15 protein-coding genes are annotated in these 14,834 nt (G+C 35.8%); 10 read left to right on the top strand and 5 right to left on the bottom strand.

All coding sequences use genetic code 11. The features are described from left to right. Positions 1-40 precede the first annotated feature (40 nt). Positions 41-880, bottom strand: coding sequence for a pyrroline-5-carboxylate reductase ProI (gene proI, locus KPL75_RS07270; protein ID WP_219920059.1), 840 nt, complete (start codon positions 878-880; stop codon positions 41-43). A 166-nt stretch (positions 881-1,046) separates the two neighbouring features. Between proI and KPL75_RS07265 the strand changes: the two genes are divergently transcribed. Then, the gene (locus KPL75_RS07265) at positions 1,047-2,000 is read left to right on the top strand and encodes an MBL fold metallo-hydrolase (RefSeq protein ID WP_219920057.1); all 954 of its coding nucleotides are present in this window, start codon (positions 1,047-1,049) and stop codon (positions 1,998-2,000) included. Between the two features lie 9 nt (positions 2,001-2,009). Then, a complete protein-coding gene (locus tag KPL75_RS07260; protein WP_219920055.1) occupies positions 2,010-2,804 on the top strand; it encodes an SDR family oxidoreductase in 795 nt (264 codons plus the stop codon). A gap of 30 nt (positions 2,805-2,834) precedes the next feature. On the opposite strand, the gene KPL75_RS07255 is transcribed toward KPL75_RS07260, so the two are convergent. Then, a complete protein-coding gene (locus KPL75_RS07255) occupies positions 2,835-3,020 on the bottom strand; it encodes a YqzH family protein (RefSeq protein WP_002145860.1) in 186 nt (61 codons plus the stop codon). A gap of 223 nt (positions 3,021-3,243) precedes the next feature. Between KPL75_RS07255 and argC the strand changes: the two genes are divergently transcribed. The 7 genes from argC to KPL75_RS07220 all read left to right on the top strand — a co-directional run bounded on the left by argC (position 3,244) and on the right by KPL75_RS07220 (position 9,379). Continuing rightward, positions 3,244-4,281 (top strand): N-acetyl-gamma-glutamyl-phosphate reductase, encoded by a 1,038-nt coding sequence (gene argC / locus KPL75_RS07250; RefSeq protein ID WP_219920044.1) that lies wholly within the window; start codon positions 3,244-3,246, stop codon positions 4,279-4,281. Between the two features lie 10 nt (positions 4,282-4,291). Beyond that, positions 4,292-5,515, top strand: coding sequence for a bifunctional glutamate N-acetyltransferase/amino-acid acetyltransferase ArgJ (gene argJ / locus KPL75_RS07245; RefSeq protein ID WP_219920042.1), 1,224 nt, complete (start codon positions 4,292-4,294; stop codon positions 5,513-5,515). Between the two features lie 11 nt (positions 5,516-5,526). Then, complete coding sequence (gene argB / locus KPL75_RS07240; RefSeq protein WP_219920040.1) at positions 5,527-6,294, top strand: acetylglutamate kinase; 768 nt, start codon at positions 5,527-5,529, stop codon at positions 6,292-6,294. After that, positions 6,291-7,451, top strand: a complete 1,161-nt coding sequence (gene argD / locus KPL75_RS07235; protein WP_219920038.1) for an acetylornithine transaminase — start codon at positions 6,291-6,293, stop codon at positions 7,449-7,451. The genes argB and argD overlap by 4 nt, the downstream gene beginning before the upstream one ends. 12 nt (positions 7,452-7,463) lie before the next feature. Then, positions 7,464-8,414, top strand: coding sequence for an ornithine carbamoyltransferase (gene argF, locus KPL75_RS07230; protein WP_219920036.1), 951 nt, complete (start codon positions 7,464-7,466; stop codon positions 8,412-8,414). A gap of 151 nt (positions 8,415-8,565) precedes the next feature. Next, positions 8,566-9,117 carry a DUF2062 domain-containing protein gene (locus KPL75_RS07225; protein WP_219920034.1) on the top strand — a complete coding sequence of 184 codons (552 nt, stop codon included), beginning with the start codon at positions 8,566-8,568 and terminating at the stop codon, positions 9,115-9,117. A 58-nt stretch (positions 9,118-9,175) separates the two neighbouring features. Further along, a complete protein-coding gene (locus tag KPL75_RS07220) occupies positions 9,176-9,379 on the top strand; it encodes a hypothetical protein (protein ID WP_219920033.1) in 204 nt (67 codons plus the stop codon). Positions 9,380-9,403: 24 nt separating this feature from the next. Here KPL75_RS07220 and KPL75_RS07215 read toward each other — a convergent pair whose 3' ends face one another. Continuing rightward, the gene (locus tag KPL75_RS07215; RefSeq protein ID WP_105584590.1) at positions 9,404-9,850 is read right to left on the bottom strand and encodes a MarR family winged helix-turn-helix transcriptional regulator; all 447 of its coding nucleotides are present in this window, start codon (positions 9,848-9,850) and stop codon (positions 9,404-9,406) included. Positions 9,851-9,922: 72 nt separating this feature from the next. Further along, positions 9,923-10,702, bottom strand: a complete 780-nt coding sequence (locus KPL75_RS07210; RefSeq protein ID WP_219920031.1) for a GDSL-type esterase/lipase family protein — start codon at positions 10,700-10,702, stop codon at positions 9,923-9,925. Between the two features lie 271 nt (positions 10,703-10,973). Between KPL75_RS07210 and cpdB the strand changes: the two genes are divergently transcribed. Next, positions 10,974-13,319 carry a bifunctional 2',3'-cyclic-nucleotide 2'-phosphodiesterase/3'-nucleotidase gene (cpdB, locus tag KPL75_RS07205; protein ID WP_219920029.1) on the top strand — a complete coding sequence of 782 codons (2,346 nt, stop codon included), beginning with the start codon at positions 10,974-10,976 and terminating at the stop codon, positions 13,317-13,319. Positions 13,320-13,376: 57 nt separating this feature from the next. Here cpdB and nhaC read toward each other — a convergent pair whose 3' ends face one another. Next, positions 13,377-14,750 carry a Na+/H+ antiporter NhaC gene (nhaC, locus tag KPL75_RS07200; protein WP_219920027.1) on the bottom strand — a complete coding sequence of 458 codons (1,374 nt, stop codon included), beginning with the start codon at positions 14,748-14,750 and terminating at the stop codon, positions 13,377-13,379. Positions 14,751-14,834 lie beyond the last annotated feature (84 nt).

Below are 14,834 nucleotides of genomic sequence, written 5' to 3'. Positions count from 1 at the left end.
TAAAGTAAAAACGGAGCTCAAATAAAGTTGAGCTCCGTTTTTATTTTTCTTTTGCTATTTTTTCTAATGTTTTTCCAAGATCGTGTGATCGTTTCGTTGCTTGTGTAATACATGAGATTAATGCTTGTTGAAAATTATGCTCCTGTAATACTTCAATACCTGCTTCAGTTGTTCCACCAGGAGAAGTAATTTCTTTTCGCAAAATAGAAGGGTGTTTTTCGCTTGCTTTTAGCATTTCAGCAGCACCAATCATCGTCTGAAGAATAAGAGATTTTGCAACATCTTCTTTTAAACCAATTTTTCTTGCTGCCTCTTCCATTGCCTCTACCAGGTAATAAATATAAGCTGGTCCACTTCCGGATAATGCAGTTACAGCATGCATATCTTCTTCTTCTACAACAGAGACGAGACCAATCGTTTCGAATAACGATGTTGCAATGCGAATATGTTCCTCCGTTGTGTGTTCTGAAGGTGAGATAGCGGTGGCGGATTTTAAAATGGCTGCAGATGTATTTGGCATTGCACGAATAATCGGAACGTCTTTTTGAAGTAGGTTTCTAATCGAATGAGTAGAAACACCTGCTAATAACGAAATAATAAGCAAGTCATTATTTATGTATTCTTTAAGAGGAATAATCGCTTCTGCGACATCTTTTGGCTTCATAGCTAGAAAAAGAATATTTGCATCAGCAAGTAATTCCTTTTTATTATGTGTACCTTTGACACCGTATTTTTTATGTAACTCCTGTAATCTTGTCTCGTTAGAGCGATTACTTACAGTGACATGTTCTCCCTTAACGACATTTGCGTTTAATAAACCACCAATAATCGCTTCGGCAATAGAGCCTGCACCGAGAAAGGAAATGTTTTGCATAGACATGATGTGCCTCCTTTAAATTTGGTTAGAAATACTTATAAATGTACATATATTCGTTTTTTAATGGAAAACACCTCTTTTTATCTGAAAATAATGACAAATTTATAGGGAAGTTGTAAACTGAAGAGGTATTCATTTTTGAACCGGAAAAAGACAGGGGGGGCTAAGCATGACGGCGATTCATCGAATGGAGATTCCTGTTCCATTTGCAGTTGAGACAGTGAATGTGTTTTTAGTTGAGGGAGAAACATTAACGTTAATTGATACAGGGACAAATACAGAAGAAGCAAAGAAGGCATTAGAAAGCCAATTAGGTGCATTAGGGTATAAGATAGAAGATATTGAAACGGTAGTGATTACGCATCACCATGCGGATCATTGCGGACTTTTAAATACATTTTCTGAAAAAGTAAAGATTATCGGACATCCTTGGAATGAACCGTGGATTACACAGAATGCTGAATTTTTAAAGAGGTATCATGAATTTTTTAAAGAGACAGCCTTGCAGTTCGGCGTTCCAGCAGTATTTCTGAATGGTGAGGCGTTATTGACGACGAAGACACTTAAATATTCTTGTAATAGATCGTTAACACATACCGTGAGAGAGGGAGATCGTATAGATTCGTTACCTGGATTTACAGTGATTGAAACCCCGGGTCATGCTTCCACTCATATTTCATTATATAGAGAATCTGATGGAATATTAATTGGTGGGGATGCTCTCATTAGTCATATTTCTTCAAATCCAATATTAGAACCACCATATGAAGGGCAAACAGAAAGAGCGCGTCCTTTATTGCAGTACAATCAAACGTTAAAACGTTTAAGTGAAATGAATATTTCACGTATTTTATCAGGGCATGGGGAAGATGTTCTGAATGTGAAACAACTTATTGAAACAAGGTTACAAAAGCAAGAGATACGTGCTTTTAAAGTACTTGAACTATTAAAGGAAAAACCAATGACAGCATTTGAAGTATGTGTAAAACTATTTCCGGTATTATATAAAGAGCAATTGCCACTTACTATCTCAGAAACTGTTGGACAATTAGATTTTTTAGCATATAATCAACAAGTGGTGATTGATGAATCCTCACAACAATTGATTTATTATGCAAAGTAGGTGACAGCAATGACGGGACGTTTACGAGAAAAAGTAATCGTCATTACAGGTGCTTCTAGTGGAATTGGGGAGCAAGTTGCAATGCAGGTTGCGGAGCAAGGGGCGACGCCAGTATTAATGGCTCGAACAGAAGAGAAGCTACAAGCATTAGCAGACAAAATTAAAGCAACTTATAATACGCCTTGCTATTACTATGTATTAGATGTAAGTGAAGAAACGAAAGTACAATCTGTTTTTTCAAAGGTATTACAAGAAGTAGGACGTATTGATATATTGGTAAACAATGCGGGATTTGGTATTTTTAAAACGTTTGAAGATGCATCAATGGATGAAGTAAAGGATATGTTTCAAGTAAACGTATTTGGATTAGTAGCTTGTACGAAAGCGGTATTACCTTATATGGTAAAAAAGAACGAAGGGCAAATTATTAACATTGCTTCATTAGCTGGAAAAATTGCAACTCCGAAGTCTAGTGCTTATGCTGCAACGAAACATGCTGTATTAGGATTTACAAATAGTTTACGCATGGAGTTATCTAATACAAATGTTTTTGTAACAGCAATTAATCCAGGACCGATAGATACGAACTTTTTTGAAATAGCTGATCAATCAGGTACATACGTAAAAAATATGGGACGTTACATGTTAAAACCAACATATGTAGCAGAACAAATCGTAAAGGCGATGCAAACGAAAAAACGTGAAGTAAACTTGCCGAAGTGGATGGGAATTGGGCCAAAGCTCTACGCATTATTCCCAGGTTTATTTGAACGTGTTGCAGGCAAATCATTAAGTAAAAAATAGGAGATTTCCATATGGAAATCTCCTATTTTTTTATTTTCCAGTCACATAATCGTAAACGATATCCTCAACTGCCTCGTATACATCAATTTCAGTATTTGAATGAATTATCGTTTGAATATGTTTAATTAGCATTTCCTGATCCTCTTTTGAAACAGGATTACATTGATATTGCCGAAAACTTTTTGTAATCATTTTCTCAATTAATTTTTCATTCATGTTTTCCCCCGCCTGCATGTATACATGTATTGTTTTATTGTACTTGAAGTGAAATGAAAAAACTATTATACACTGTTTTTGTATAAAAAATCGGTTGTGCATATTATTTTTCTAGTAAAATTAAGTTTTTTAAGTTTGCGAAATTAATAAATATTTAATTGACTCTATAAATATACAATATTATAATCATACTTAATTTAAAGAATCGATAGAGGAGGAGCATATGAAAGTCGCGATTATTGGAGCTACTGGGTATGGAGGTATTGAGTTAATTCGGTTATTAGAGCAACATCCATATTTTTCGATAGCATCTCTCCATTCTTTTTCGCAAGTTGGCGAGTGTATAACAAATGTATATCCGCATTTTCAAAATGTTCTTGTCCATACGTTACAAGAAATTGATGCGGAGGAAATAGAGAAGAAAGCAGAAATTGTATTTTTAGCAACCCCAGCAGGAGTATCCGCAGAGTTAACTCCGAAATTATTAGCAGTAGGTTTAAAAGTAATTGATTTATCTGGAGACTTTCGTATGAAAGATCCTTCGACATATGAACAGTGGTATAAAAGGGCAGCTGCAAAAGAAGAAGTTCTTAGGAAAGCGGTATATGGATTAAGTGAATGGAAAAGGTCCGAGATTCAAAATGCAAATTTAATTGCCAACCCAGGATGTTTTGCTACAGCTGCATTATTAGCGATATTGCCGTTAGTACGTAGCGGCATGATTGAAGAAGGTTCAATTATTATTGATGCCAAATCAGGAGTATCTGGAGCGGGTAAAACGCCAACAACAATGATTCATTTTCCTGAGCTATACGATAACTTGCACATTTATAAAGTAAATGAGCATCAACACGTTCCTGAGATTGAGCAAATGATTGCAGAGGGGAATAGGGAAACGAATCCAATCACGTTTAGTACACATTTAATACCGATATCACGGGGGATTATGGTTACACTTTATGCGAAAGTGAAACGAGAAATGAAGATAGCACAACTTCAAAAATTATATGAAGAAACGTATGAACAATCGGCTTTTATTCGAATTCGCACGCAAGGAGAATTTCCAAGTCCAAAAGAAGTGAGGGGCTCAAATTATTGTGATATGGGGATAGCTTATGATGAAAGAACAGGAAGAGTGACAGTCGTTTCTGTTATAGACAATATGATGAAAGGTGCGGCTGGGCAAGCGATTCAAAATGCAAATATAGTAGCGGGACTAGAAGAAACAACAGGTTTACAACATATGCCGCTTTATCTATAAGGGGGACATGATGATTAAAGTAGAGTCTATTACAAAATTAGAAAATGGTTCAATTGTAACGCCAAAAGGCTTTTCTGCAATCGGTACTGCAAATGGTTTGAAAAAAGAAAAAAGGGATTTAGGTGTAATCATTTGTGAAGTGCCAGCATCATGCGCCGCCGTCTATACAACAAATCAAATACAAGCAGCCCCGCTGCAAGTAACGAAAGACAGTATAGCAGCTGAGGGGAAATTGCAAGCAATTATCGTCAATAGTGGAAATGCAAATGCTTGTACAGGAATGAAAGGGTTACAAGATGCGTACGAGATGCGTGCATTAGGGGCGGAACATTTTGGAATGAAAGAAAATTACATTGCAGTAGCTTCAACAGGTGTAATTGGTGTTCCTTTACCGATGGATATAATTCGAAAGGGAGTTGCAACTCTTATACCGACGAAGGAAGTAAGTAAAGCACGTACTTTTTCTGAAGCGATTTTAACGACGGATCTTATAACGAAAGAAACGTGCTATGAGATGATAATTGATGGGGAAGCAGTGACCATTGCTGGGGTCGCAAAAGGTTCAGGGATGATCCACCCGAATATGGCAACGATGCTTAGTTTTATTACAACAGACGCAAATATAGAGCATGAAATACTGCAAACAGCATTATCACAAATTACGAATCATACGTTTAATCAAATTACGGTGGACGGAGATACGTCTACAAATGATATGGTTATCGTTATGGCAAGTGGATTATCAGAAACGAAAACGATGGATATGGAACATAAGGACTGGGAAACTTTCGTATTTGCTTTACAAAAGGTATGTGAAGATTTAGCGAAAAAAATTGCACAAGATGGTGAAGGTGCTACGAAGTTAATAGAAGTAAACGTGTTAGGGGCTAGAACAAATGAAGAAGCAAAGCAAATTGCAAAACAAATAGTCGGTTCAAGTCTTGTGAAAACAGCGATATATGGTGAGGATCCAAATTGGGGACGAATTATTAGTAGTATTGGACAGAGTGAAGTAACTATTAACCCAAATACAATTGATATCACTCTTCAATCTATCGCCGTATTAAAAAATAGTGAGCCTCAAATGTTTTGCGAAGAGGAAATGAAAAAGAAATTACAAGAACATGAAATAAAAATTGATGCGTGTTTAAATTTAGGAGATGAAACGGGATCAGCTTGGGGCTGCGACTTAAGTTATGAATATGTGAAAATAAATGCTTGTTATCGTACATAAGGAGAGAGAAGATGAGCGATTATATTGTAGTTAAATGTGGCGGTAGCATGTTGAATCGATTAAATAGTGTGTTTTTTGATTGCATAAAGAAATTGCAAAATAAGTATAAGGTTGTTATTGTCCATGGCGGTGGCCCAGAAATTGATGCCAAGTTAGAAGACTCTAATATCAAGATAGAAAAGAAAGATGGATTACGAGTAACACCGAAAGAGGTTATGGATGTTGTTCAAATGGTGCTATGCGGAAGTACGAATAAAAAATTCGTAATGAATTTACAAAAACATAATTTACTTGCGGTAGGGCTTTCAGGATGTGACGGTAATTTACTTCAAGTTCAACCTGTTGGCGAAGAGATAGGATATGTAGGAGAAGTAAGTTATGTAGAAACAGCCTTATTAAAAGGGTTGATAGATATGAATTATATTCCTGTTATTGCTCCAATCGGGATAAATGATAATGAAGTGTATAACATAAATGCGGATACCGCTGCAGCTGGGATTGCGGCCGCACTATCCGCAAAAGAACTCATTTTTATTACGGATGTAGATGGGATATTACATGAAGGGAAATTGGTAAAGAAAACAGATGAGTCTGAAATTGCAACTTTTATAGAAAAAGGAGTTATTACAGGCGGGATGATTCCGAAAGTACAGGCGGCACTAACTTCATTAAAAATGGGAGTGCAAAAGGTTAGTATCGTAAATGGTACAAAAGATTTTACTGAAGTTACAGGAGAGTGTATCGGAACGACGGTAACGAGGGGAGTGAGTATCATATGACAAGTCATCTTTTTCAAACGTATGGGAGAAGAACTGTTGAGTTTGTAAAGGGAAAGGGAACGAAAGTTATTGATAACAACGGTAAACAATACTTAGATTTCACGTCAGGGATTGGTGTATGTAATTTAGGACATTGTCACCCTACTGTTATGAAAGCTGTACAAGAACAACTTGATGATATATGGCATATATCTAACCTATTTGCAAACAGCTTACAAGAAGAAGTCGCGTCATTATTAACAGAAAATATAGCATTAGATTATGTTTTTTTCTGTAATAGCGGGGCAGAAGCGAATGAAGCAGCTTTGAAGCTAGCCCGTAAGCATACTGGAAAATCTCTCGTCGTAACATGTCTGCAGTCTTTTCACGGTAGAACATTCGGAACGATGAGTGCGACGGGGCAAGATAAAGTGAAAGAAGGATTTGGTCCACTACTTCCGTCTTTTTTACATATCCCTTTTAACGATATAAAGGCATTAGAGGAAGTAATGAATGAAGAAGTTGCGGCGGTAATGGTAGAAGTTGTTCAAGGAGAGGGAGGAGTCATGCCTGCTGATTTATCTTTTTTGAAAGAGATTGAAACATTATGTAATAAGTTCGATTCCTTATTTATTATAGACGAAGTACAAACAGGGATCGGAAGAACAGGGACACTATTCGCTTACGAACAAATGGGAATAGACCCTCATATCGTTACTACCGCTAAGGCTCTTGGGAATGGTATTCCTGTTGGAGCGATGATTGGCCGGAAAGAACTCGGAACATCGTTCACTGCAGGATCACACGGTTCAACTTTTGGCGGGAACTATATTGCGATGGCTGCAGCGAAAGAAGTATTGCAATTAATTAAGGAACCATCGCTTTTAAAAGAAGTAAAGGAAAAGGGCGAATACGTATTAGAGAAGTTACGAGAGGAATTACGACATGTTGAATGTATTCAAAATATACGTGGTAAGGGGCTTATGATTGGGATTGAGTGTAAGCATGAAGTTGCAAGTTTTATAGAACAACTAGAAAAAGAAGGACTTCTCGTATTACAAGCAGGGCCTAATGTTATAAGGCTATTACCACCACTCATTGTAACGAATGAAGAACTAGAACAGGCAGTATATATGATAAAAAAAGTAGTTTGTACAAAAAACGTATCAATCATATAAGGGGGAAGTTTCATGTCAACTGTACAAGTACCGAAATTAAATACGAAAGATCTTTTAACGCTAGAAGAACTGACGCAAGAAGAAATCATTTCATTAATTGAGTTCGCTATATATTTAAAAAAGAATAAACAGGAGCCTTTATTGCAAGGGAAAATATTAGGGCTCATTTTTGATAAACATTCAACTCGTACTCGCGTTTCTTTTGAGGCAGGAATGGTACAGCTCGGAGGACATGGAATGTTTTTAAGTGGGAAAGAGATGCAAATTGGAAGAGGAGAGAGCGTTTCAGATACTGCAAAAGTGTTATCTCATTATATTGATGGGATTATGATACGTACATTCTCACATGCGGATGTAGAAGAGTTTGCGAAAGAGTCCAGTATCCCAGTTATTAACGGTTTAACTGATGATCATCATCCTTGCCAAGCATTGGCAGATTTAATGACGATATATGAAGAAGTTCATACGTTTAAAGGAATTAAATTAGCTTACGTAGGTGATGGGAATAATGTATGTCATTCACTATTGCTAGCAAGTGCAAAAGTCGGAATGAATATGACTGTTGCAACTCCCGTAGGCTATGAACCGAATGAAGAAATTGTTAAAAAGGCGTTAGCGATTGCTGATGAAACAGGAGCTGAAATTGAAATTTTGCATAACCCTGAATTAGCGGTAAACGAAGCGGACTTTATTTATACTGACGTTTGGATGAGCATGGGGCAAGAGGGAGAAGAAGAGAAATATACTTTATTTCAACCTTACCAAATCAATAAAGAACTTGTTATGCATGCGAAGCAAACATATCGTTTCTTACACTGTTTACCTGCCCATCGTGAGGAAGAAGTAACAGGGGAGATTATAGATGGGCCGCAGTCTATCGTTTTTGAGCAAGCTGGTAACCGATTGCACGCTCAAAAAGCGTTATTAGTGAGTTTGTTTCAAACTACTGGAAAACCTTCCTAAAAAGGAAGGTTTTTTTTATATCGAAATGTCGGATGTATATTTGGTTAATCATCTCTATATCATTTATAATAACAAGAGAAAACTAAATTTGTTTTTCATATGATGTAAGGACATACTAAATAGAAAAAATATAGTTAAAGAGATGATAATTGTGAAGACAACTAAGAAGACATATTCGTTTTTTCAGCGGATGTGGAGAATATTAAAGTTTCAATATTTTAAGTTGCTTCGATCACCAGAAGGAGCAAAAAAAGTATCATTAGGTTTTGCTATTGGATTTGGGCTAGAAATGTTAGTGATTTATACGGCATCGCTCGTATATTTAATATTTTATCCAATTGTCAGGTTAGCAAAGGGATCTTTTCCAGCCGCAGTCATTGGTAATATTATTGGGAAAATATCGTTTCTCCCAGTATTTTTATTTCCGCTTGCTTACGCATTAGGGAAAATGATTTATCCATTTGATGTAAAGAAAATACATCATAAGCCATTTACTATATCAGATTTATTTTCGAGTCATATTTTTACGATGTTAAAGAGCTTATTACAGAGTGAAGTGTATGTATTAATTGGTATGACGATAATAGGGATTGTGTTTGGGGTAATTTCATATTTCGTTGTGCATTATTTATATGAAAAAAATCGTAAGTTACGTTTGAAGAAAAGAAAGAAACAAGTGAGAGAACCACTTGTGCAAATATAAAGAATGTCACATTCATTTTCCCCTTTGAATATGTTTAAGAAAAAGGGGGAGAGAATGAATGTATTATTACTATGTACCTCAAGTATATCCATATACAAATTATTATCCTGTAAATAATATGAGGCAGCAATTCGGCGTATATCCGCAGCAACAAATACAGCAAATGCAACAGCCTGAGCAGCAACCTGTTCAAGAACGAAAGCCGTATTTAATGACATGGCCGTATTCAAATGTATACTATGGTAATTATTACGAATCATAAAGCTGCTTCTATTTAGAAGCAGCTTTATGCGTTTGTTTTCAAAATTAAATTTTGAATGGTTTGAAGAGAATAAATGAGCTTTTCGCGCTCTTCCTCAGATAATGTTTGAAAGTTTTCTTTTAGTTTGTCTAAAATGAATTGCTGATACTGACCTACTAGTAATTTCCCTTCAGCTGTTAGGGAAATTAAAATGACCCGTCGATCTTTTTCGCTATAATGACGCTCTATTAGTTCTTCTTGAATGAGTTTGTTTAATAGAGGGGTCATGTTAGGCCGTGAAATCGCTAGCCGCTTGCCAATTTCTGAAACTGCTAATGTACCATTTTCATGCAAAAGCAGTAACACTTGCGTATGTGATGGCGGCATATGTCTTTGAGAAGAAAACTCTCCAGGAAGCATAAATTTGCGATAAAAAAGAGGCACTAGCGAAAGAAGATGATCAACAATACGTTCCCACTCGCGTGATTCCATATAACGGCCCCCTTCCACTATCATTGTAACAAAAAAGACAAGGTATAAAAATAGAATTGTTTCACGGTAATCTTAATATTTGTAGGATAACACTTGTTTTGTAAATGTATTGGCAATAATCGTATAACCGTTATCATTTGGGTGTACTTGGTCAAAGAGTAAATCTTTTTTATCATTTGATATTAATTTTCGAATTGGTAAAACGATAGATGGCTGATTCGCTTTTGAAATAGCATAAACAGAATCATTCCAAGTATCTAAAAACATATCTGCGTAACTGGCAATGGAGTCATCGAGTTGTAAAGGGTTATAGAGCTCAGAGAGAATGAGTAAAGCATTCGGATTTTGATCTCGAACGGTCTTTACAATAGAGTTTACATCCGTTTCAAAACGAGTTTTTTCTTTATTTAACATTTTAATACCATCAATAACACCTACATCACGATTTAAGCGAAATAAATTGTTTCCGCCAATATTAATAGTAATGATATTGGCTTCCCTAATTTTTTGTTGTACTTCTTCTAACTGAACTTTTTTTACGAGACGACCTGTAGTGAGACCGTTTACACCGAGATTCTCTACCGTAATTGGTTTATGAATTTGTCCTTCTAGTTGCTTAGAAGCTAATTCGGCAAATCCCCCTTGTGTAGATCCATATCCTTTGGCGAGTGAATCACCTAATACGAGATGATAAAAGGAGTCGTTCGTTTGCTTATCAATCCAACTCGGAGCAGATGTTTTTTCTGCTTTTCCTTCAGTTTCTTTTTGTTCTATTTCATCGTTCTTTTCAAAATTAGAACAAGAAATGATTAGAAGGAGGAGACAAACAATTGTTAAGATGACTTTTTTCATAAATTCATCCTCCTTGTAATTGGTAATTGTATCATATTCAGCAGTATAAGCAATGTAAGGGCATATTATATATTTATGAAAAATTCACAATAACTTTACAGAAAATTTGTAGAAGTATGTCAAAAAATATTGACGGTATGAAAGAACTTTAGATATGATAATGTCAGATAAGGTGGAAATCATCGCTCTAATAGAAGAAAAAGGTATGTGATTAGGGACTGATAGAGATTCATTTCATTATTTTGGGGTAATTGTATAAGGGGGATTTTTTGTGAAAAAGTCAAAAAAAATGCTAGCTGGAGCAACACTTGCAATTGGTGTTATAGCGCCACAAGTGTTGCCAACAACAGTTCATGCGGAGGAGCAATCTGGGGAGAGTACAGTTAACTTACGAATTTTAGAAACATCAGATATTCACGTTAACTTAATGAATTACGATTATTATCAAACGAAAACAGATAATAAAGTAGGTCTCGTGCAAACTGCAACACTTGTTAATAAAGCGCGTGAAGAAGCGAAGAACTCTGTCTTATTTGATGATGGGGATGCATTACAAGGTACGCCACTTGGGGATTATGTGGCGAATAAAATCAATGATCCGAAGAATCCGGTTGATCCGAGTTATGTACATCCATTATATCGTCTAATGAATTTAATGAAGTATGACGTCATCTCTCTTGGAAACCATGAATTTAACTATGGCTTAGATTATTTAAACAAAGTAATTAGTAAAACAGAATTCCCGGTTATTAATTCAAATGTTTATAAAGATGATCATGATGGTATTGAAGAGAACGACGAACATTACTTTAAACCATATCATATTGTAGAGAAAGAAGTAGTGGATGAAGCAGGCCAAAAACAAAAGGTGAAAATTGGTGTAATAGGATTTGTTCCACCTCAAGTTATGAACTGGGATAAGGCAAATTTAGAAGGAAAAGTAAAAGCGAAAGATATTGTCGAAACAGCGAAGAAATTAGTACCGAAACTGAAAAATGAGGAGCATGCAGATATTGTCGTTGCACTAGCTCATTCAGGTGTTGATAAGAGTGGATACAACATTGGAATGGAAAACGCATCGTTTTATTTAACTGAAGTTCCTGATGTTGATGCAGTATTAATGGGACATTCACATACTGAAGTGAAGGATGTATTTAATGGTGTTCCAGTTGTAATGCCTGGCGTTTTTGGTAGTAACTTAGGTATTATTGATATGCAATTGAAAAAGGTAAACGGAAAATGGGAAGTACAAAAAGATCAGTCTAAGCCACAACTTCGTCCGATTGCTGATAGTAAAGGTAACCCATTAGTACAATCTGATGAAAAACTAGTTAATGAAATTAAAGATGATCATCAAGCGACAATCGATTATGTAAATACAGCTGTAGGTAAAACGACAGCGCCAATTAATAGTTATTTCTCATTAGTACAAGATGATCCGTCTGTACAACTTGTGACAAATGCCCAAAAATGGTATGTCGAAAAGTTATTTGCTGAAAATGGACAATATAGTAAATATAAAGGAATTCCAGTTTTATCTGCAGGAGCACCATTTAAAGCAGGTGGCCGAAACGGTGCTTCATATTATACTGATATTCCGGCTGGAACTTTAGCAATTAAAAACGTAGCGGATTTATACGTATATCCAAATACATTATATGCTGTAAAAGTAAGTGGGGCACAAGTGAAAGAATGGCTTGAAATGTCTGCAGGTCAGTTTAATCAGATTGATTCAAAGAAAACAGAAGAGCAGCCATTAGTAAATATCGGATATCCTACATATAACTTTGATATTTTGGATGGTTTAAAATACGAAATTGATGTGACACAACCGGCGAAATATGATAAAGATGGAAAAGTTGTAAATGCAAATACGAATCGTATTGTAAATATGACGTATGAAGGTAAGCCTGTAGCCGACACTCAAGAATTCATAGTTGCTACAAATAACTATCGTGGAAGTAGCCAAACATTCCCTGGTGTAAGTAAAGGCGAAGTTGTTTATCAATCGCAAGATGAAACACGTCAAATTATTGTGAAGTACATGCAAGAAACACCAGTTATTAATCCAGCAGCTGATCAAAATTGGACATTTAAACCAATTGTTGCAGATAAATTAAATACAACATTTGATTCTTCACCAAATGCACAAAAGCATATAAAGAAAGATGGAAAAATATCATATGTTGGACCATCTGAAAATGAATTTGCTAAATATGCAATTGATATAACGAAGAAGAACGACAGTGATAAGGAAACTGGTGGAGAAAATCCAACGACACCACCAACAGGTGATGGTAATAATGGGGAGAATCCAACGACACCACCAACAGGTGATGGTAATAATGGGGAGAATCCAACGGCACCGCCAACAGATGAAGGTAATATTGGAAATGAATCAAAACAAGATGGAAACAACGCAGGATCTGGACAAACTACAACAGATGATCAAAATACAAAAGAAACAACAACTGTAAGTGAAAATAAAGAAGCTGAAAAAGATGAACGTGATTTACCGAAAACAGGTGCAAGCGTTGCTTCTACAATTGGAGCAGGACTTGCGTTTGTAGGAGCGGGTTTACTTATGTTATTTAGAAGAAAGAAAGCAAATAGATAGTAAAGTATTGTACAAAAAAAGGATTACCAATTACGGTAATCCTTTTTTATGTGTATATTATGAAACTGGTACTGCTTTTTCTTTTTTCCAAGAAAGACCGAATCCAGTAAATCCAACAATAATAGTTACGACTGGACAAGCTAAACAGAAGATTGCGTATGGAACATAATCGATTGTTGGAACGCTAAGGACGTTTGTTAAGAATACGCCACTTACACCCCATGGTACGAGCGGATTAATTACTGTACCAGCATCTTCTAGTACTCGTGATAAATTACGACGTTCTAAACCGACTTCATCGTATTTGTTAGCGAATGCTTGTCCTGTTAAAACGATTGATAGGTATTGCTCGCCGAGTAAGAAGTTTACACCAATTGCCGTTGTAGCAGTAGAAATAATTAAGCGTGTACTATTGTTTACGAAGCTAGAGATAATATTCATTAGTTGCGTTATAATACCCATCCCTTGTAATAAACCTCCCATACAAAGAGCTAGGAAAATAAGAGCGATTGACATCATCATACTTTGTAAACCACCGCGAGATAATAAGCTATCAATATCTTTTATACCAGTTTTAGAAACATAACCGTCTTGCATAATTTTCATTAAATCAGCTAAAGAAGTACTTGGTTTAAAAATAAAGAGAATGATTATCCCTACTACGATTCCAGCAAGTAATGTTGGAACTGCTGGAACCTTTTTAAATGCGAATAGGAACAGTAATAAAATCGGAATAAGCGTAACGATAGAAATCGTTGTATTTTTTTCTAACGTATTAATAAAAGTTGAGAAATCAACATTGCCCCCAGATCCACTTCCTAAAATGAAAAATGCAATAAAAGCAATAATGAAAGCTGGAACTGTCGTCCAAAGCATGTTGCGAATATGTTCAAATAAATCTACACCCGTTACAGCTGGAGCTAAGTTTGTTGTATCAGATAAAGGAGACATTTTATCCCCAAAGAATGCACCAGAAATAATTGCACCAGCGATAAGAGCTGGATCGTATCCAAGAGCACTACCCATGCCCATAAAGGCAAGTCCTACAGTTGCGGCAGTTGTAAAAGCACTACCGATACTCGTTCCAACAATTGCACAAACAACAAAAACAGTTGGAACGAAAATTTTAGGAGATACAAGTTGGAAGCCGTATACCATTAAAGTTGGAATTGTTCCAGCTGCGATCCAAACACTGATTAATACGCCTACAAGTAAGAAAATAAATATAGATGGAATACCAGCTGAAATACTACTGATCATCCCTTTTTCCATAGTAGACCAAGAGATTTTTTTCATAAATCCAAACGCTAATAAAATAACGATACCGAATAAAATTGGGATATGCGGTGAAACTTCTAATTGAATAACACTAAACCCAATACAGAAAAAGATAAAAATTGTTAAAAGAACAGATTCAATTTTTGAAACCATTGTTTTCCCCTCCTAATTAATCGAAAATAGCCTTTTTTATATAAAATTCGCCAATATTATATATTTCCTTCTAAAATTTAGAAT

It is taken from the genome of Bacillus sp. NP247, from assembly GCF_018966865.1.
Lineage (GTDB): Bacteria > Bacillota > Bacilli > Bacillales > Bacillaceae_G > Bacillus_A.
This window is presented reverse-complemented; position numbering and strand designations above follow the sequence as displayed.